General features: G+C 34.8%; 17 protein-coding genes. 10 read left to right on the plus strand and 7 right to left on the minus strand.

Features of this window, described 5'->3' with window-relative positions; genetic code table 11:
* Positions 1–375 (minus strand): IS3 family transposase (locus A9G32_RS08030; RefSeq protein WP_141672893.1); only part of this gene is annotated, 375 nt, incomplete at its 3' end.
* Complete coding sequence (locus A9G32_RS08035; protein WP_034909955.1) at positions 375–632, minus strand: transposase; 258 nt, start codon at positions 630–632, stop codon at positions 375–377. The genes A9G32_RS08035 and A9G32_RS08030, both read right to left, overlap by 1 nt.
* Positions 633–848: 216 nt before the next feature.
* Between A9G32_RS08035 and A9G32_RS08040 the strand changes: the two genes are divergently transcribed.
* From A9G32_RS08040 to A9G32_RS08070, 7 genes are all read left to right on the plus strand, one after another.
* The gene (locus tag A9G32_RS08040) at positions 849–1,826 is read left to right on the plus strand and encodes an HlyD family secretion protein (RefSeq protein WP_065590982.1); all 978 of its coding nucleotides are present in this window, start codon (positions 849–851) and stop codon (positions 1,824–1,826) included.
* A 42-nt stretch (positions 1,827–1,868) separates the two neighbouring features.
* Positions 1,869–3,029 (plus strand): ABC transporter permease, encoded by a 1,161-nt coding sequence (locus tag A9G32_RS08045; protein WP_065590981.1) that lies wholly within the window; start codon positions 1,869–1,871, stop codon positions 3,027–3,029.
* Positions 3,026–4,216: an ABC transporter permease gene (locus A9G32_RS08050; protein WP_065590980.1), complete on the plus strand. Its 1,191-nt coding sequence runs from the start codon at positions 3,026–3,028 to the stop codon at positions 4,214–4,216. Before A9G32_RS08045 ends, A9G32_RS08050 begins: the two co-directional genes overlap by 4 nt.
* A gap of 286 nt (positions 4,217–4,502) precedes the next feature.
* Complete coding sequence (locus A9G32_RS08055; RefSeq protein WP_065590979.1) at positions 4,503–5,222, plus strand: epoxyqueuosine reductase QueH; 720 nt, start codon at positions 4,503–4,505, stop codon at positions 5,220–5,222.
* Between the two features lie 188 nt (positions 5,223–5,410).
* A complete protein-coding gene (locus tag A9G32_RS08060; protein ID WP_065590989.1) occupies positions 5,411–9,685 on the plus strand; it encodes an acyl-CoA dehydratase activase-related protein in 4,275 nt (1,424 codons plus the stop codon).
* Positions 9,686–9,764: 79 nt separating this feature from the next.
* A complete protein-coding gene (locus A9G32_RS13465) occupies positions 9,765–10,112 on the plus strand; it encodes a phosphatidate cytidylyltransferase (protein WP_065590978.1) in 348 nt (115 codons plus the stop codon).
* Between the two features lie 139 nt (positions 10,113–10,251).
* The gene (locus A9G32_RS08070) at positions 10,252–10,515 is read left to right on the plus strand and encodes an HPr family phosphocarrier protein (protein ID WP_065590977.1); all 264 of its coding nucleotides are present in this window, start codon (positions 10,252–10,254) and stop codon (positions 10,513–10,515) included.
* 121 nt (positions 10,516–10,636) lie between these two features.
* Here A9G32_RS08070 and A9G32_RS08075 read toward each other — a convergent pair whose 3' ends face one another.
* Entirely contained in the window at positions 10,637–12,013 is a 1,377-nt protein-coding gene (locus A9G32_RS08075; protein ID WP_065590976.1) for an APC family permease, read from the minus strand.
* Between the two features lie 520 nt (positions 12,014–12,533).
* Positions 12,534–14,222 (minus strand): amidohydrolase, encoded by a 1,689-nt coding sequence (locus A9G32_RS08080; protein WP_065590975.1) that lies wholly within the window; start codon positions 14,220–14,222, stop codon positions 12,534–12,536.
* A 147-nt stretch (positions 14,223–14,369) separates the two neighbouring features.
* Between A9G32_RS08080 and matP the strand changes: the two genes are divergently transcribed.
* The 3 genes from matP to cysB all read left to right on the plus strand — a co-directional run bounded on the left by matP (position 14,370) and on the right by cysB (position 18,613).
* Positions 14,370–14,834, plus strand: coding sequence for a macrodomain Ter protein MatP (matP, locus tag A9G32_RS08085; RefSeq protein ID WP_065590974.1), 465 nt, complete (start codon positions 14,370–14,372; stop codon positions 14,832–14,834).
* Between the two features lie 29 nt (positions 14,835–14,863).
* A complete protein-coding gene (gene topA / locus A9G32_RS08090) occupies positions 14,864–17,473 on the plus strand; it encodes a type I DNA topoisomerase (RefSeq protein WP_065590973.1) in 2,610 nt (869 codons plus the stop codon).
* 168 nt (positions 17,474–17,641) lie between these two features.
* Positions 17,642–18,613 carry an HTH-type transcriptional regulator CysB gene (cysB, locus tag A9G32_RS08095; protein WP_065590972.1) on the plus strand — a complete coding sequence of 324 codons (972 nt, stop codon included), beginning with the start codon at positions 17,642–17,644 and terminating at the stop codon, positions 18,611–18,613.
* Between the two features lie 76 nt (positions 18,614–18,689).
* Here the strand turns inward: cysB and hisIE are convergent, their stop codons facing one another.
* Genes hisIE through hisA form a run of 3 tightly spaced genes read right to left on the minus strand, consistent with a single transcriptional unit; the run spans position 18,690 to position 20,805 of the window.
* A complete protein-coding gene (gene hisIE, locus A9G32_RS08100) occupies positions 18,690–19,316 on the minus strand; it encodes a bifunctional phosphoribosyl-AMP cyclohydrolase/phosphoribosyl-ATP diphosphatase HisIE (protein WP_065575539.1) in 627 nt (208 codons plus the stop codon).
* Positions 19,310–20,086, minus strand: coding sequence for an imidazole glycerol phosphate synthase subunit HisF (hisF, locus tag A9G32_RS08105; RefSeq protein ID WP_065590971.1), 777 nt, complete (start codon positions 20,084–20,086; stop codon positions 19,310–19,312). Before hisF ends, hisIE begins: the two co-directional genes overlap by 7 nt.
* On the minus strand, positions 20,068–20,805 hold the full coding sequence (hisA, locus tag A9G32_RS08110; RefSeq protein WP_065575555.1) for a 1-(5-phosphoribosyl)-5-[(5-phosphoribosylamino)methylideneamino]imidazole-4-carboxamide isomerase: 738 nt from the start codon (positions 20,803–20,805) through the stop codon (positions 20,068–20,070). Before hisA ends, hisF begins: the two co-directional genes overlap by 19 nt.
* Positions 20,806–20,812 lie beyond the last annotated feature (7 nt).

Consider the following 20,812-nt stretch of genomic DNA (forward strand, 5'->3'; position numbering starts at 1 on the left):
ACTCATAAAATCCATTGACCAACATTCACCTTGTTTATTGGGTGCTGATAGTCTTTCTGGGCTTCGTGGAGGAATGCGCTGTTTACGCTTTATCCTGAGATTAAGCTTTAATTGGCAATACACCCGATACACCCGTTTATGATTCCATTTATAGCCGAGCTTTTTGATACGATTAAAACATTTAGGAAAGCCCCAGCGTAAATGCCGGTCTGTGATAGCATTCAATACCGAAACAATCACCGAATCATCCTGTAACTTAGGTTGATAATAGTAAGCACAACGGCTTAAGCCAACAATGGCACAACTCATAGCAATAGTAACTGAATGATTTTGTTGTAGTTGCTGTGCCCACGTTTTACGTGCCTTTGCGGGCACTAAAGCTTTTTTATTATTTCTTCCTGCAGCTGGGATTTTAAGCTCAGTTCGGCAAACATCTGCTTAAGCTTGCGGTTTTCAGCCTCCAGCTCCTTTAAGCGTTTGATATCCGAAGTTTCCATTCCGCCGTATTTTTCTCGCCATTTATAGAAAGTTGAATTACCCATGCCATATTTACGGCACAGTTCTTTAACCGGAATACCCGCTTCAGCTTCTTTTAAAATAGCGACAATTTGATGTTCAGTCATTTTTTTCATAATTAAATCCCCTTTTCTTTTATCATAGAGAATTTTCTACTTTTTTGCTGTACTATTTTAGGGGATAGTTACAAACAATCCCTAACAAAGGATAAATATTTTTTAATCGTTAACACATATAACAGTATATATTTTATTGCGTATTTAAGTTTTTGGCTTTATATTATTTTCAATACTAATATTGCAATTTTGCTTTAACCTTTATAAGCCCAATTTATGCATAAAAAACGTTTTTCTTTGATTGTAGCGATCATTGCTGTTATTGCTATGGTTGTTATTATATATTTTGCTTATCAACCTAGTACTATTATTTTGCAAGGTGAAGTTGAATCTAATCGTGTTGATGTTGCTGCCAGAGTTCAAGGTCGAGTAAATCAATTTAATTATGATGTTGGTGACGATGTTAAGCAGGGTGAAGTTCTTCTTACTCTTTCAAATCCTGCATTGTTAGCTCAGCTTGCAACAGCAGAAGCGCAATTAAAAGTAGCAATGGCGAGTCGTGATAATACTTATAGCACTAGACCAGAAACAATTGATGTGCAAAAAGCGCAGTTAGATAAAGCTAAATCAGATTTAGATTTAGCTCAAACTAGCTATGAAAGAATTAATCGCTTAGCTAAAAATGGCACTGTTTCAAAGCAAAGCTATGATGAATCCTTTAATCAATATCAAGCGGCCATTAAAGCTTATGAAGCCGCTAAAGCTAACTTATCACTAGCCGAAAACGGTAGCAGTGTAGAACAGAAAAAATTAGCCGATGTGCAAGTTGAACAATCAGAAGCAGCATTGGCGCAAGTAAAAGCTGATGTTAATGAATTAACTTTACTTTCTCCAATTAACGGTCAAATTACGACTCGAGTTGCTGAAACAGGGCAATTATACAGTCCAGGTACTCCGCTTTATTCTATTATTGATTTAAATGATATTTGGTTTACTTTTAATATACGTGAAGATTTGCTGGGAAACCTTAAAGTTGGTGATACGTTTCAAGTAAGAGTACCGGCATTAAATAATCAGATTATAGATGTTAAAGTCACTGTATTAAATGCTTTAGGTCAATATGCGAATTGGCAGGCGACTAAAGCAACGGGTGATTTTGACTTAAAGACTTTTGAAATGCGTGCTAAACCAATTAATAAAGTGTCAGGTCTCCGCCCAGGAATGAGTGTTACTACAAAGTGGCAATCTCGCTAGCTTGAATAATATCGAGATTTTAGACAAAAAGGAACGATATTAATGTATCACCGGCTATTTCAAGTAATTGGATGGGAACTTCGTAAATTAATTAAACAACGTATTTTGTGTTTATTAGTTTTCATCTATCCTTTATTATTTATTTTTTTATTTGTTTATATGTACCATGCCGGTGTTATTACTCAGGTACCTATTGCTGTTGTTGATCAAGATACAACCAAATCATCTCGCTTATTGATTCAACAAGTTGCTGCTTCACCTCAGCTACAGGTAGCTGAACGTTATCAAGATCTTACCTCAGCTAAACATGCGTTGATTAAAGGTGATGTTTATGCTGTGCTTTTCATTCAGCATGAGTTTGAAAAAGATCTTATAGCTGGTCATCAGCCAGAAGTTGTCGCTTTTTATAATAATCAGTATATGTCAGCTGGAACGATTATTTTTCGGGCGATGAGTTCCGCATTGAAAACAGCAAATAGTCAAATAGTATTGCAAGGATTATTAGAAAAAGGAATTGCTTCACCAGTTGCACAAAGCCAAATGCAAACTATACCGACAAGTTTACATCCTTTATATAATCCAACTTTAAATTATCTATATACGTTAATTAGTGGTTTAATTCCTACTATATTACAAATCATTATTATGATGGCCATGGTTACTAGTATTACTCGTGATCGTTTTACTGGAACGGGGTATCAGCAAATATTAAAATTAGCTAATCATAATATTTTTATCTTTTTATTAGGACGCATTATTCCTTATTTTATCTATTTTTTATTTTGCTTGATTCTATTTGATACCGTTTTAATTGCTAATTTTAATTTACCTTTAAATGGACATTTAATATTGCTTATACTTGGTGATATAGGCTTTATTTTGACTTCATGTTTGTATGGCATTTTCTTTGGTTTAACAGGATCAACACTAGCACAAGCTTATGGCACTGCAAGCTTAGTAGCATCACCTGCGTTTGGATTTACTGGGCTTATTTTCCCTCGGATTGCAATGAATACCTTTGCTTATATTTGGAGTGCTTTATTACCTGTAACATGGTATATACAAATTCGTCTTGATCAAACATTAAGATCGCCAAATATAGTAACTTCCTTACAACCGTTTGTTTATTTAGTGATCCAATTAAGTGTTATGGCTATTCTTGTTTATCTTTTTTTACGAAAGATCCGTAGGCGGTTGATATGATTAAATCTTTACTATTAATTTCCTATGATGAATTAAAACGAATTTTCCAAACCAAAGCGATAGTTAGCGTTATGTTTGTGGGAATATTTATCTATTTCATCTTTTACCCACAACCTTATTTACATGAAGCAATCCGAGATGTTCCTATTGCTGTTATTGACCAAGATCATACCAATTACAGTCGAGATCTAGTACGACAACTTGATGCTAATAAGTCCATCAATATAGACTTACATATTGCAGACTTAGAAACGGCTAAAAAACTTATCGAAGAACGTAAAATATATGGAGTTGTACTCATACCTTACCGTTTTCAAAAGAATATATTAGAAGGAAAAACTAGCCCAGTGTCATATTATGGCGATGCGAGCTATATTTTAATTTATAGTAATGTTGCTACCGCCATTAATACCGTTGCCAGTAATTTTGGCGCTAAAATTTCAATTTCACGCAAAATAGCGCAAGGTGTCGATCCTGCAGTGGCAAATAATAATGTTTCTCCTTTTAATAGCCAGTTAATTAGTTTATTTAATCCTCAATCAGGATATGCAACCTATATTATTCCAGCCGCTTTTATTTTGATCTTAAATCAGACATTATTTATCGGTAGTATTTTATGCCGTCTATTTAGTAAAAATTCTGATTTTGAAATAGCCTTTGTTAATAAACAGAATCACACGGTTTCATCGGCATTATTACTGCTTTCTGGTAAATTATTGACTTATTTAGTACTTTATTTAATCTATTTTATTATTTATACCGTATTTGCTAACTATTGGTATGACTTACCGTGCCTAAGTCATCTATCTGTTTCCTTACTATTTATTCTTCCTTTTATTTTGTCCACTTCGTTATTAGGTAAAGTTGTTTCACATTTTGTCCATACGGTAAGTGATGTATTTTGCTTAATTATACCGTCAAGTATGATTATCTTTTTTGTTACAGGATTATCTTGGCCAAAAGAATTGATGCCTCCTTTGTTCCATTTTATTGGCTATATATTTCCAGCTGTACCAGCTATAGTTGGGTCAGTAAAAATAAATCAAATGGGAGCAAGTTTTTCCGAATTTAGTCAGGAATATTGGCATTTGTGGATATTAACCATTGTCTATTTTTGTATCGCATTTATTTTAGAAAAACGTTATGTTCAAAAGATAAAATCGACAAATGCTAAGAGAGAAAATTAAATTAGCAATAGTTCATTTATTATAAATAATCAAGTAAAAAATTGATTGATACAACAACGTCAGCAATGGCACTAATTTGCAGCTGTATTAATATGTTTGAATTTCTTTTTTAGCTTTATGATAAACCTCATTTGTTATATATAAAAATATGTCAGTTTCATAAATTTAGATATAGAATTTTGGTTTTTTCCTTGAAGGTTAGTGTGTATAGCTATATCATAATTGGCCGACTAAGATCTTAGTTAGCTAGACCCCAAAAAATAGAAAACAAAATAAATGAGTCCTCATGTTAATTAATGCTAAAAATATTCTCGAAAAATTAAATCCACATAATAAAGTAAATTACGATTCTGTTTTAAAAGAAGTGATTAATAATTGGCAATCAGAATCAGTTCGACCAAAGTTACTAATTCATAGTTGTTGTGCACCTTGTAGTACCTATGTTTTAGAGTATTTAGCACAATATGCAGATATTACGATTTATTTTGCTAATTCTAATATCCATCCTAGAGTTGAATATGAGCACCGTAGTGTGGTGCAACAGAAATTTATTGCTGACTTTAATCAAAAAACAGGTAATAACGTTCAATTCTTAGAAGCACCTTATCAGCCAGCAGAATTTATTAAACAAGTTGGTCATTTGCGTGATGCGCCCGAAGGCGGCGAGCGTTGTCATATTTGTTACAAAATGCGATTAGATCTGGCCGCAATTAAAGCACAAGAATTGGGCTTTGACTATTTTGCAAGTGCTTTAACACTAAGCCCTAAAAAGAATAGCCAAAAAATAAACGAACTGGGGTTTGAAATTCAAGAGATCTTTTCGGTCAATTATCTACCTTCTGATTTCAAAAAAAATAACGGTTATAAACGCTCTATTGAATTATGCAAGGAGTATGATGTGTATCGTCAATGTTATTGCGGTTGTATTTTTGCTGCCAAAGCACAAGGTGTTGATTTGAAAAATGTGATTGCGATAGCTAAGCAAGGATTAGGGAAGGACTTGTAACATTTATTTATAAAAATATACTGAAACGTATAGTTACCGGAAACTTTTTGACACTGTTATTATCTACTGAGAGATATTTTTTAAACAGAACTATTAAAAAATTTAAACATTTAGCTATAATTGTCATTTATAAAAATAAAATTAATTTTTTAATAGTTAGCTATATTCTTGCTAAATGTGAGTTTATTATGTCAAAACTATATAAGTTAGGATTGGATGTTGGTTCTACAACAGTTAAATGTGTGTTACTTGATGAGCATGATAACTTTGTGTATACCAATTATGTTCGCCATAATACCCATGTTATAGCAACTGTGTTGCGATTATTAGATGAGATAGTACAAAAACTTGGCAATAATATTATCTTGTCGGTGAAAGTGACTGGTTCGGCAGGAATGGGGATTTCGGAAAAAGCAGAGATTGCTTTTATTCAAGAAGTGGTAGCTGCTTCAGAAGTTGTGCAACGAAAATATTCCGAAGTAAGAACATTGATTGATATAGGGGGAGAAGATAGTAAGATGATCTTCTTCTTCCCAGATCGTCCACCAGATATTCGTATGAATGGCAGTTGTGCTGGTGGAACTGGGGCGTTTATTGATCAGATGGCAACGTTACTTAATACTCCAGTTCAACAATTCGATCTTCTCGCCCAAAATCACAACCAAATTTACCCAATCGCTTCTCGTTGTGGTGTTTTTGCTAAAACCGATGTCCAAAATCTGATTAGTCGTAACGTTTCAAAAGAAAATATCGCATATTCTGTTTTGCATGCCGTTTGTATTCAGTTAGTTAACACCTTAGCGCGTGGTTATGACGTTGTACCAAAAGTGATGTTAATTGGTGGACCATTTTCATTTATTCCAACACTTGGTAAAGCGGCTTTAGAGACTTTAAAGCTAACTGAAGATCAAATTGTAAAAACTGAACACCCCACGTTATTGTCGGCTTGGGGAGCTGCAATTCATCTTTTGGATCGTACTGAACTTTCAATTACTGATTTTATTGCAAAATTAAATGCCTCAACAAAAATAACCACTAATCAGTTTTTTAGATTAAATCCATTATTTAATAAATTATTGCCTTTTGATGATTGGAAAAAACAAAGAAAATATATTGAAATTCCTAAAATTAAGCTAGCTGATTATCAAAAACAAAACGCTTTTTTAGGTATTGATAGTGGATCTACAACTACAAAAATTACCTTAATTGGTGAAGATGATGAGTTGCTTTTTACCTATTATGCACCAAATAATGGTCACTCTATTGGTGCTTTAAGCAAAGGTTTAACACAATTAAAGCAAGAAATTGCATCATCAAGTAAAAACATTGTTATTGCTCGCACAGGTGTTACAGGTTATGGCGAAGAGCTATTAAAAGCAGCTTTTGCTTTTGACGATGGACTTGTTGAAACGATGGCGCATTTTGCCGCTGCAAAACATATCGATCATGAGGTAAGTTTTGTAATGGATATCGGCGGCCAAGATATGAAAGCTATTTTTATATCCAATGGTGTTGTTAATCATATTGAACTTAATGAAGCTTGTTCATCAGGATGTGGGTCGTTTATTGAAACATTTGCTAAATCACTTAATTTTAATACGATCGACTTTGCTGATGCGGCTTGTAAATCAACAAGCCCTTGCGATTTAGGTACACGATGCACTGTTTTTATGAATTCTAAAGTTAAACAAGCTTTGCGCGAGAATGCTACTGTTGGTGATATTTCAGCTGGGTTGGCTTTTTCAGTCATAAAAAATGCGATTCACAAAGTATTAAAACTCCACGATATGCGAAAACTAGGTGATCATATTGTGGTACAAGGAGGAACTTTTAAAAATCCAGCAGTTTTTAGAGCGTTAGAACAATTAACTGGTGCACAAATTACGAGTTCTAATATACCTGAATTAATGGGGGCTTATGGCTCAGCATTAGTAGCAAAAAATCACTATCAACAAAATCCAATAGCATCAACATTTATTGGTTTAAACAATTTATACAAAGCCGAAGATAACAAAGCTAAACCTTCGCGTTGTAAAGGGTGCGAAAATAAATGCGATATTGTAATTTATCGTTTTGCTAATGGGCAACGCTATTATTCAGGCAATAAATGTGAACGTTTTTTAAGTAATAATCCTCAAAAAGATAACAATTCATTTAATATGTTTGATTATAAAAATGCGTTGTTATTTGATCGTATTGCAATTTCAACCTCTGATGCAAAAATTAATATTGGCATTCCGCGAGTGTTAGGGCAATACGAAAATTTTCCTTTTTGGCATACGTTATTAACTCACAGTGGCATTAAAGTTACTCTTTCGCCATTTTCGACCAATGCTATTTATGAAAAAGGGGCAGGAACAGTCATGTCTGATAGTGTTTGTTTTCCTGCTAAGTTGGTGCATGGGCACATTATGAAACTTATTGAACAAAAGGTTGATCGTATTTTTATGCCCATGGTGGTTTTTGAGTCTGCGCAGTTTGATAATGCTGTGAATAGTTATAACTGTCCAATAGTCAGTAGTTATGCTGAAGTGGTAAATAGTGCGATTAATCCCGAAATTAAATATGGCTTGCCAATTGATCATCCGGTTATTAATTTCACCAATATTAAATTACTTAAAAAAGGCTGTATTAAGTATTTAACTTCGTTAGGTATTAATAAAGCTGTGGCAGAGAAAGCATTTTCTAGTGCAATAATTGCTCAATCTGAATTTAAAAAATCACTTTATAATAAAGCAATTGAGGTCTTAAATAATGCTAAACAAACAGGACGTTATGTATTTGTTTTAGCGGGGCGCCCTTATCATAGTGACAGTTTAATAAACCATAAAACTCCCGAAATCTTAAATGCACTTGGTTGCGATGTGATTACTGAAGATTCGGTATTGGGAGCGATCAATCAATTGTCACCAGAACTACAAATTTGTTCACAGTGGAGTTATCCAAATCGTTTATATGCTGCGGCAACCTTTGTGGCACAACAAGCAAATAATATTCAATTCGTTCAACTCAATTCATTCGGTTGCGGACCTGATGCGATTGTCACCGATGAATGTAAGGCGATATTAGAATCAAAAGGCAAAACCTGTACGATTATTCGTGTTGATGAAATTTCAGCAACGGGATCCGTTCGCTTACGTTTGCGGTCAATAATTGAATCCATCCGTATGAATCACCAACAGCCATTAAAATCTGTTGAACGTAAAAAAATAGCTATTTTTAATAAACAAGATAAACAGCGTAGGACGATACTAGCTCCGTTTCTTTCTGACTTTTATTCGCCAATTTTACCGTCAGTATTTGCATTATTGGGCTATAAACTAGAAACATTGCCAAAACCAGATAAAACTTCGGTTGAGTGGGGATTAAAATATTGTAATAACGAGATTTGCTATCCAGCAACCATTATTGTTGGCGATATTATCAAAGCTCTTCAATCTGGTAAGTATAATCGTGACGAAGTTGCGATTGGAATTACTCAGACAGGGGGACAGTGTCGTGCAAGTAGTTATCTATCATTAATTAAAAAGGCCATGATTAGTAATGGTTTTGAAGATATACCAATCATATCACTTAGTCTTAAGAACATGAATCAGAGTGAACAGCCAGGTTTTAAAATTAATTGGCTTAAAGCACTGCCAACTTCTTTTTTTGCTATGTTGTTTACTGATTCATTAGCTAAAATGTATTACGCTGTAGCGCCTAGAGCAAAGATAAAACAACAAGTTGATCAACTCAAGGATCTTTACATAAGAAAATTAGAGCAGGCTATTAGTCAGTATAAAGGTCATAAAGCAATTTATACACTATTAGCCGAAGCAGTTGCTGATTTTAACCAAGTAGAAGTTCTAAACAAAAATTGCCCACAAATTGGTATTGTAGGTGAAATCTATGTTAAATATAATAATTTTGGTAACCAACACAGTATTGATTGGTTAATTGATCAAGGCATTGAGCCAGTGATACCTCCAATGCTCGAATTTTTTGTTCAAGGCTTTGTAAATTTTGATAGTAATATTGATAATCACCTTGAATCAAAAAGGTATCTTTCCTATTTATTACACTTTTTTGAGAAGATTGCACAACGTTATATTGATAAAACTAATCAAATTCTGGCTAATTTTAAATATTATCAACCATTTCATAATATCCGTGATATAGCAAAAAAAGCTGAACAAATTCTTAATTTAAGTAACCAATTTGGAGAAGGCTGGTTGATCCCAGCAGGCATCATGAGTTTTGCTGAGTATGGTATTAACAATGTCATTAGTTTGCAACCTTTTGGCTGTATTGCTAATCATGTGGTTTCAAAAGGTGTTGAAAAACGTATGCGTGACTTGAATCCTAAACTTAATTTATTGTATTTGGATTTTGATGATGGGGCAGGAGAAGTAAACGTGCTAAATCGTTTACATTTTATGGTTAGCTCATTAAAGTATACGCAATTACAACGTATTGTTTAATAACTATAATGGCTTATGGTTATGTGATAATGTATAAAATTATTCATAGTAATGCATTTACAAGGAGGATTAGTTAGTTGTGTTGTCAATTTATCAATTAAAACCAAAATTTCAAGCATTACTTAGACCATATGCCAATGCTCTTTATAAAGCAAATTTTACAGCCAATCAAGTAACATTAATAGCTGGATTTGGATCGATTTTTATCGCTTTCATTGTTGGAGTATTAGCCAAATATCAATGGATTTTTTTTCTTATTCCAATATGGATGTTTATCCGTATGGCACTTAATGCCATTGATGGTATTAGAGGTATAAAAGATTGGGGAAATTTAATTAGTGGTCATGGTGGTGTGCTCGATCGTTTAGATTCTGTTTGTTTTGCTGCACCGATCTTTTTTCATCTTGTACGTTATTTTTGGGTCTAACTTTAATATTAACTTTAGATAAGCAAACTAGTTTATCTAAATTATACAAATTCACATGCAAAAAAAGAGCAAAATCGTTTAATTTATGATATAAATACAGTTATAGTTTTAACTTTAAAATATAAATAAGGACTTTATTATGTTAAAAGAGCAAATGGTAGTAAAAAATTCAACGGGCTTGCATGCTCGCCCTGTAACAACTCTAGTTAAATTAGCTGGTCGTTATAAATCATCAATTGAGCTTGTTTATAATGATAAAGCAATTAAATTAAAAAGTATGATGGGTTTACTTGGTGCTGGGGTTAAAGGTGGTTCAACTGTAGAAATCATCTGTGATGGTGAAGATGAACAAGCAGCAATGGAAGAAATCCGTGAATTATTTGCTACAGGTTTTGGTGAGTAATTACAACATTAGCTAGCTAATAATTATTTTTTATTTGATTCCGTCGACTTAGGTCGACGGAGTTGTTTTTTGAAAGGCGTAACTAGATACTTTTAAGTAGACCTAATTTAAAAAGATTAAGTTAATCTTTAATTATTGAATTCAATTCGCTATGATCAATTGAAGGCAACGTTTTGGTAAAACCTTTAGTTAGATAAATTAAATAAATAACCCCAATTGCTAACCAAACTAAACCAACAATCATCGCTGTTGCATCAAGACTTGTCCACAACCACAATGAAAGCAAAACGCCAATTGCAGGTAATAGTCCATACTTAAATAGCATTGATGCTGTTTTTGTATTACCACTAAGGTAGCTTTTGATCACACATAGATTGACAAAAGTAAACGCCACTAATGCACCAAAGCTTATCATTGAGAAAACTAAACTAAGATCTAATACTAATGATAGTAATGAAAAACAAGCGACAAAGATAATCGATAAATAAGGCGTTCTAAAGCGTGGGTGAATTTTATAAAAGATCTGTTTAGGTAGCACGCCTTCACGTCCCATTGCATAAAAAATCCGTGATACGCTAGTCTGTGCAGTCATTGCCGATGCAAAGACGCCAGTTAGATATGCCGCTTGGAAGAAATTGTACATAAAATTGTTACTAATTTGTCTAATAAATTCTATACGATTGATTTTATCAAGGTGGTGCATCACATCAAGGCTTGCCGTATCTTGGTTATCAACAAAACTACTCCACATAGGAAAAATCAGATGACCACAATAAGAGACAACCAAAAAGATACAGCCAGCAATAAGAACTGTCCAAATAATGGCTTTAGGCAGAGATCTTTTTGCATCATTGGATTCTTCTGCCAACGTTGCTATCGCGTCAAAGCCTAAAAAAGCAAGGCAAAGTACTGCGGCTCCTGACATTAATCCGCTAAAATCATCAGCATTGATCTTAAGTGGTTTTATTATCACTTCTGGGGTTAAATGGGTATTAGCAAAAGTGAAAAATATAAATAATCCAATAAAAATCATCTGAACAATAATTAAGGTGAAATTTACCGAATTGATCAACTTAATACCCAGATAATTTAAGAGACTAACCCCAATCAATGACCCAAGTACAAATACATAAGCAGGAACGCTAGGAAATGCTTCGTTAAGATAAATACCTAAAACCAAATAATTTAATATTGGTAAAAATAGGTAATCAAGGATTTGTGCCCAACCCACCAAAAATCCAGCTTTTCCACCAAAAGTACGTTGTACATAAGAATAAGCAGAACCAGCAATAGGTAGTTTATTTGCCATACGACAATAGCTTAATGCAGTGAAAAAAATCATGGCAAGGGTGATGATATAGGCTATAGGTAAGTGTCCATTACTTTTAACAGTTACTTCCCCATAAGTGGTAAAGATCCCTAAAGGAACCATATAAGCTAAACCAAATGCAATTAATGCAGGTGTGGTTAAAACTCGTTTCATTTTTATTGCGGACATGACTTACTTTGCTCCTCTGTCCCAAAAAACAATAAAAAACTACTAAGTATAGTTTTGCCTTTTTACCCGCTTAAAGCGGCAGGGAATTCTGCCATATTATAATAATTATGCAAGCTAATTTTTTGTAAAAAATATTAAAGCGGGCAAATTATAAACTTTAAAGTATCTTAGCTGTTAATTAAGACCTATTTAATTTAAACGGGTTAGTTAAAACTTTGAATTTCTATTTTTACATATGAGTAGCAACAGAAATACTAATTTAACAAATCAGTTTATGAAATAAGTATAGATTATTGTATTGATCTTTAGTGGAATTATGAGGTATGGTCAGGAGCTATATGGTATGTGATTGATATGTTTATCGGAGTATTGATTATTGCTGCTATCTTACATTTCACAAAAACGACAGCGGGGAAACAGAAAAAGCAAAAGCAATTGGAGTTGATTAAAGCTTGGATAATTATTTATGCTACACCACTAATAATTGTGGTGTAGTAATTTGACATAAAAAAGTTAAATTTTAAATTACATCATTTTGATAAACCGTTTTACCGCCAACAATAGTTGTTAACACGTTAACGTTTTGGATATCATTAGTTGGTATGGTAAATGGGTTGCGATCTAAAATAATTAAATCAGCAAATTTACCTTTTTCAATTGAACCAATATATTCATCTTGATTTAATACATATGCAGCATTGATAGTAGCACTACGCAATACTTCAGTAATAGTTAAATTACGATCGCTGTCTAATCGTGGATGATCAGCATCAATTTGTCGAGTCATAGCAATTTGGAAATCATACCATTCGTTTAAAGGATCAATTGGCCAATCGCTACCAAATGCACAGTTTACACCAGCATCAATGTATTGCCCGTGCGCTTCTAATCCATTATAACGTTCTGGACCAAATAGAGTTTGATACTGCTCAACCATTGCTGAACTACAACCAGCCCACTGAAAAGAAAATACTACGCAAGCATTTAATTGTTTATATCTGGCAAACTGGTGTGTTGCGCTTAGTTCGTTATGTGCAGTGCTTGGACGGATATCTGCATCAGGTAAGGCTTTTCGCATTTTTTCAATAGCGTCAAGTACTACTTCAATTGCCCCTTCACCAACAGTATGCATATGTGGATGAAAACCTGCTTTTGCGGATTCAAGTATTAATGCATCTAACATTTCAGTGGAATAATAAAGATCACCGTAACGATCTTTTTCGTTTTCTAACTGATATGGTTTAAGTAATCGTGCCGTCATCAAAGGTGCTTGCATTACGCCATCTACAAATAACTTAGTATGTGATATTTTAATGCCTGGTTTAGGTTGCCAGTTTTTATCATCATAACGAGTGGCAAACTGTTTTACTTTCTCAATGACATTTGGAATATCGGCAATTGATGACACATCATCAGGTGGCAATTCCCGAGCGCCGAACAGGCGGATAGAAAGCCCATCTTGTTGCTGTAGTCTTAAAAAGGCATCGGCTTGAGTTTCAGTAATTCGAGCATCCATAACAGCAGTAACGCCTTGTTTATTTAATTCTGCTTGCGATAATTTAGCAATATTAAGTGCTTGTTCATCAGTTAATTTAGAAATACTATCAAAAGCACGCATGGCTGGGGCATCTTCTAATATACCATTTAATTCGCCGTCATCAGTACGACCAATTTTACCATCCGATGGTTCTGGAGTGTTTCTATCTAAACCAAATTTCTCTAATGCTATACTGTTAGCAACCAAAGTATGGCAATCATTTGAAAACAAAATAACAGGGCGTTTTGTATTGAGTTTATCAAGATCAAAACGAGTAATATCTGTACCAATTGGCAACACTTCTTGGCGTAACCAACCACAGACTTGCAACCAATTAGCGTTATGATTGGGATTATCTTTATCTAAATAGTCTTGGATAATAGCTAAAGTCTCATCAATAGTTAAACTTTGGTAATTTAAATTACATGATGATAATTGCATGCCACCCCAAAAGGTGTGTAAATGTGAGTCAATAATGCCAGGCATCATTGTTTTACCTTGCAAATCATAAATTATTGTATGATTATCAACATAGTGACTGTTATTTATTTCTTGCGTGGAGCCTGTTGCAATAATATAGCCATTTTCAATTGCGATAGCTTCACACACGCTGTCTTGCTTATCTGCGGTGTAAATATAGCCATTAATATAAATAACATCAGCTTTAACCATTATGTAGGATTCCTTAAATAAAGATAGAAATGAAAGGCTCACGATAACAGATTTATAAAAAATTTGTCAAACGCAATAATTTTCTTTATTGTGTGAGCAGATTATGCTACAAATAGCTATTTAGTTACAGCGTCACAAGGTGAACGGATGAAATATCAACAGCTAGAAAACCTTGAATGCGGTTGGAAATGGAACTATCTAGTTAAGAGACACTTAGAAGGTGAGTTAATTACACGCTATATTGAAAAAAGTGCTGCGCAACATGCGGTCAATGAGTTATTGTTGTTAGAACATAACCCAACTGGTGTTGTTGATTGGATAAAACAGCATTTAAACCCTGACTTAGATAATCGCCTGAAGCAAACTATTCGGGCAAGGCGAAAGCGCCATTTTAATGCAGAACAACAATATACTCGGAAAAAATCCATTGATTTGGAATTTTTAGTCTGGCAACGATTGGCTAATTTAGCTAAACGCCGTGGATGCACGTTGTCACAAACCATTACTCAATTAATTGAAGATGCAGAGCAGAAAGAACAATATGCAACGAAAGTATCAACAATTAAAGATGATTTACTATCACTCTTAGATGTAAATATTGATAGTAAATAATACAAACAACAGAATAGAAAGGTTTAATTATGGGAAAATCCCTTGTTATTGTCGAATCACCAGCTAAAGCAAAAACGATCAATAAATATCTTGGTAAAGATTTCGTGGTTAAATCAAGTGTAGGTCATATTCGCGATCTACCTGTGAGTGGTAGTAGCCAACGAGCTGAAAAATCAACAAAAGACAAAAAAGATAAAGCAGATAAAAAAGTTAAACGTTCAGAAAGACAGGTCTTGGTTGATCGCATGAGCGTCGATCCATATAACGGTTGGAAAGCGCATTACGAAATTCTACCAGGTAAAGAAAGGGTAGTATCTGAACTGAAAAAACTGGCTAAAGATGCTGACATGATCTATCTTGCAACCGATTTAGATAGAGAAGGGGAAGCCATTGCATGGCATCTTAAAGACGTGATAGGTGGTGAAGATAGCAAATATCGTCGTGTTGTTTTTAACGAAATTACCAAAACGGCGATCAAAAATGCTTTTAATGAACCATCGATGCTTGATATGGATCGTGTTAACGCCCAGCAAGCACGTCGATTTATGGATCGGGTAGTTGGCTTTATGCTATCGCCATTACTTTGGAAAAAGGTTGCTAGGGGGTTATCAGCTGGTCGTGTACAATCTGTTGCTGTACGCCTTGTTGTTGAACGTGAACGCGAAATTCATGCTTTCATTCCTGAAGAATACTGGGATCTGTTTGCTGATTTGAACACGGCTAAAAATGAGCCATTAAGTTTGCAAGTTACTCATTATAAAAACGAAGCATTCGAACCTAAAGATAAAGTTGCCATTGATATTGCGCTAGCTGAACTTAGTAAAAACCAATATCAAGTAACTAATATTGAACAAAAGCCAACTAAAAGTAATCCAACAGCACCTTTTATTACCTCAACTTTACAGCAAGCAGCAAGTACTCGTCTTGGTTTTGGTGTTAAAAAAACCATGATGTTGGCTCAAAGATTATATGAAGCAGGTTACATTACCTATATGCGTACTGACTCGACCAATTTAAGTCAGGATGCGTTAGCGATGGTACGTGATTATATCGGTAAAAATTTTGGCGATAAATATCTACCAAAATCGGCTAATGTATACAGTAGTAAAAAGAACTCGCAAGAAGCACATGAAGCGATTCGCCCATCAGATGTTACTATCTTAGCTGATAATCTTAGTGATGTTGAAGCTGATGCCACTAAATTATACCAACTAATTTGGCGCCAATTTGTAGCTTGCCAAATGACATCGGCTGAATATAACTCAACAACAATTACGGTTAATTCAGGTGATTTTACTTTAAAAGCCAAAGGTCGGACATTGCGTTTTGATGGTTGGACTAAAGTGCAGCCACAGCTAGCCAAAAATAATGAAGATAAAATATTACCATCACTATCGATAAACGATAAGCTTGATTTAATTAACTTAAATCCAAATCAACATTTTACCAAACCACCAGCAAGATATAACGAAGCATCTCTTGTTAAAGAGCTTGAAAAGCGAGAAATTGGGCGACCATCGACTTATGCAACCATTATTTCGACAATACAAGATCGTGGTTATGTACGTTTAGATAATCGTCGGTTTTATGCTGAAAAAATTGGTGAAATTGTTACCGATAGACTTAGTGAAAACTTTAATGATCTAATGAGTTATGATTTTACAGCACGTATGGAACATGCTCTGGATGAAATTGCTCATAAAAAACAAGAATGGCGTGAAGTGCTGGATCAGTTTTTCAGTGACTTTAGTCAGCATCTTGAGGTTGCTGAACAAGCACCAGATAAAGGTGGAATGCAGCTTAATCCATTAGTGCTAACACCTGAAATTAAATGTCCAAATTGTGGGCGTGAAATGGGTATTAAGACTGCTGGTACCGGTGTATTTTTAGCTTGTTCAGGCTACGCGTTGCCACCTAAAGAGCGTTGTAAACAGACCATTAACTTAATTCCTGAGCACGAAACATTAAATATTCTAGAAGAAGCTGAAACAGCAGAAACTGATGCTTTAAGAGCCCGTAAACGCTGTCCAAAATGTCACACGGCTATGGATAGTTATCTACTTGATAATGAAAGAAAACTGCATATCTGTGGCAATAACCCGATTTGTGATGGTTTTATTGTTGAAAAAGGTAACTTTAAGGTTAAAAGTTATGAAGGGCCAATTATTGAATGCGAAAAATGTGGTTCAGAAATGCATTTAAAATCAGGGCGATTTGGCCTATATATGGGCTGTACTAATCCTGATTGTAAAAATACGCGTAAGATCTTAAAAAATGGTGATGTTGCACCACCAAAAGAAGACCCAGTTGATCTACCTGAACTAAAATGCACCAAGTCAGATGCACATTTTGTATTACGTGACGGTGCTGCGGGCATCTTTTTGGCGGCGCATAATTTTCCAAAATCAAGAGAAACACGCGCACCTTTGATAGAAGAGTTACAACGTTTTAAAGAGCGCTTACCCGAAAAATTCATTTATTTGACCGAAGCACCAAATAAAGATCCTAATGGTAATCCATCAATTGTTCGTTTTAGCCGTAAAAATAAACAACAATATGTTACTTCTGAAGTTAATGGAAAATCGACAGGTTGGGTGATGCAATATGTAGATGGCAAATGGATCAATAGCAAAAAGTAGGTAGGCACGTCTGAATTTTGTTAAAAACTTTCAGGAAAGTATGCGTTTTAGTATAAAATAATTATTCTTTTGCGCTAAGCTGTGAAATGACTTACCTTAGCAATTCTTCCTTTTGTAATGTTATTAAAAAGGAAGAAAGGCATACAGTTAAAGGAGCGTTTGAGTGTTATGAAATTGCAACAATTACGCTATATTGTTGAGGTCGCAAATAACGACCTCAATGTATCGCTAACATCCGAAAAACTGTATACCTCTCAACCCGGTATAAGCAAACAAATAAAATTATTAGAAGACGAGCTCGGCGTTCAGATATTTACTCGAGTGGGTAAACACCTTTCTCAAATCACACCGGTTGGTGAAAAAATCATTGCTCTTGCCCGAGAGATCCTCAATAAGTCCAATGATATTAAGATTATCGCCAAAGAGTTTAGTCAACCAAATCAAGGCTCATTAACAATTACCACTACCTATACTCAAGCTCGTTATACATTGCCAGTTGTGATTCAACAGTTTATGCAGCAATATCCAAGTATTACATTGCATATGGAGCAAGGATCTTCTCCTCAATGTATTTTACAAACTCAAGAAGGTCTGGCTGAATTTGCTATTGTGACCGATATCTCACAGCTTAGCGATGATATGATAGCCTTACCTTGTTATCACTGGAACCAAGCTGTGATTGTGATGAAAGATCATCCGCTTGCCAAAAGTAAATTAATTTCGATTGAAGAGCTTTCAAAATATCCGTTAGTTAGTTATGATTTTTCTAATGATGGTTCAGATTTAAATCAAGCTTTCTTGCGTGCTAACCAATCACCTAATATTGTTTTTAGCACAACGGATGGCGAGTTAATTAAAACTTATGTTAAATTAGGTGTCGGCGTTGGTATTGTGGCAAAAATGGCGGTGATCAATACTTCAGATGACGATTTAGTTGTACTTAATGCTGGACATATTTTTCCTTACAGCACGACCTATATCGTTTTTCCTCGCTCATTATATTTACGCAGTTATATGTATGATTTTATCAGTCAGTTTTCGCCTCATTTGAATCGACAAGCTATAGACAAACTTATGTTATGTGAAAACAATTCCGAAGTATTAACGATGTTTAACGGGGTTAAATTACCGGTTTACTAATTTATTCTATCTTTTTTTATGAGAATAAAAAATTGAAACAAAGTGCGACATAACTCGCACTTTGGATGAGTTATAACTATTTATGTCTTGCTTTTAAAATACCAATGACATCTTGTAAAGACAGATTCTGGTCTTGGAGTAAAACTAATAAATGATAAATTAAATCGGCAGATTCATTTTTTAGTTCCTCGCTATCATGAACTGTTGCTGCAAGGGCTGTTTCAACGCCTTCTTCTCCCACTTTTTGAGCTATGCGTTTAGTGCCGTCATGATACAGTTTTGCGGTATATGATGATTTAGGATCGGCATTTTTACGCCCTGCAATTATCTGTTCTAATTCAAATAAAAATCCCCATTGAGTTTTAGTCGAAGCAAAACAACTTGTTGAGCCGGTATGGCAAGTTGGGCCAACTGGATCAACTAAAATCAATAACGTATCATTATCACAATCCGTTGAAATACTCACAACATTAAGAAAATTGCCAGAAGTTTCACCCTTTGTCCAAAGGCGCTGTTTGGTTCGTGAATAAAAAGTGACTTTGCCGCTATTTTGTGTTTGTGCTAACGCTTCTTGATTCATATAGCCAAGCATTAACACATCGCCCGAAACATAATGCTGAATAATGACCGGCATTAAATTATCCACTTTTTGCCAATTGAGTTGTTGTAAATCTAATTGGGTATTGCAATTTTGCGTTAACATAATCGAATATTTACTCCATGCTGTGCCAAATATTGTTTAAGTTCACCAATATTAATAATTTGTTTATGAAAAACTGAGGCAGCTAATGCTCCATCAACTTGTGCTTCATTAAATGCCTGTAAAAAATGCTCAATAGTACCAGCACCGCCTGAAGCAATTAGTGGCACGTTGCATACTTCTCGAACGGCGTTTAGTTGAATAATATCATATCCATTACGAACACCATCTTGGTTCATCATATTAAGAACAATTTCACCTGCACCACGTTTTTGTACCTCCTGTACCCAGTCGAGAGTGTTCCATTTTGTGGCAACGGTACGTTTTTCGTCACCAGTAAATTGATAAACATGATAATTGTTTGACTGTTTGTCATACCAGCTATCAATGCCAACTACAATGCACTGTACTCCGTAACGATCTGCAAGCCGTGTAATTAAACTAGGATCAGCAAGGGCAGGGGAATTAATCGAAATTTTATCAGCTCCAAAGGTTAATATTTGACCTGCATCTTCAACCGTTTTAATACCACCAGCAACACAAAAAGGGATATCAATCACTTCGGCAACTTTTGCGATCCAACTTTTATCGACAACACGGCCATCTGACGAAGCGGTGATATCATAAAAAACGAGCTCATCTGCGCCTTCTTCTGCATATCTTTTTGCTAAGGGGACTATGTCTCCAATAATTTCATGATTACGAAATTGTACACCTTTAACCACTTGTCCATCGCGAACATCTAAACAGGGAATTATTCTTTTGGCCAACATGAAATTGCCTCCTGAACTGTAAATTTTTCTTCAAGTAAAGCACGGCCAACAATGACACCTTTAACACCACTGTCTTTCAGTGCTTTGACATCACTCAATTGACCAATTCCGCCAGACGCTTGAAAAGCAATCTGTGGGTATTTACGACTAATTTCCTGATACAACTTAACGTTTGAGCCACTGAGTGTGCCATCTTTGGAAATATCTGTACACAATACATGCCTTAAGCCATAAGGAAGGTAATCATCAATCACTTGTTCTAGTGTCTGACAGGAATCTTCTTGCCACCCATGAATAGCGACATATTTATTTCCTTGGTTGTCAATGCGGACATCAAGAGCCAATACTAGCCTTTCTGCACCATATTTTGAAAACCACTGTTTGACCAATTCGGGTTGCTTAATAGCTGTCGAACCAATTACTATGCGAGCAGCGCCGGCAGATAGCAATGATTGTATATCTTTTTCAGTACGAATTCCTCCACCAACTTGAACCGGTATTTGCACACCATTAATCAGATTTTGTATTAGTAAAATTTGGCGTTTTTGGGGATCTTTCGCACCTGTTAAATCAACAAGATGTAACAGTTTAGCACCTTGTTTTTCATAATCCTGTAAGCGTAAAAGTGGATCGTTGCCATAATCACGTTTTTGCTTATAATCACCTTGATGTAATCGCACAACGGAACCATCGATTAAATCAAGTGCAGGAATGATTATTGGAAAA

The organism is Gilliamella sp. Gris3-2 (genome assembly GCF_001690345.1).
GTDB classification, from domain to species: domain Bacteria; phylum Pseudomonadota; class Gammaproteobacteria; order Enterobacterales; family Orbaceae; genus Gilliamella; species Gilliamella bombi.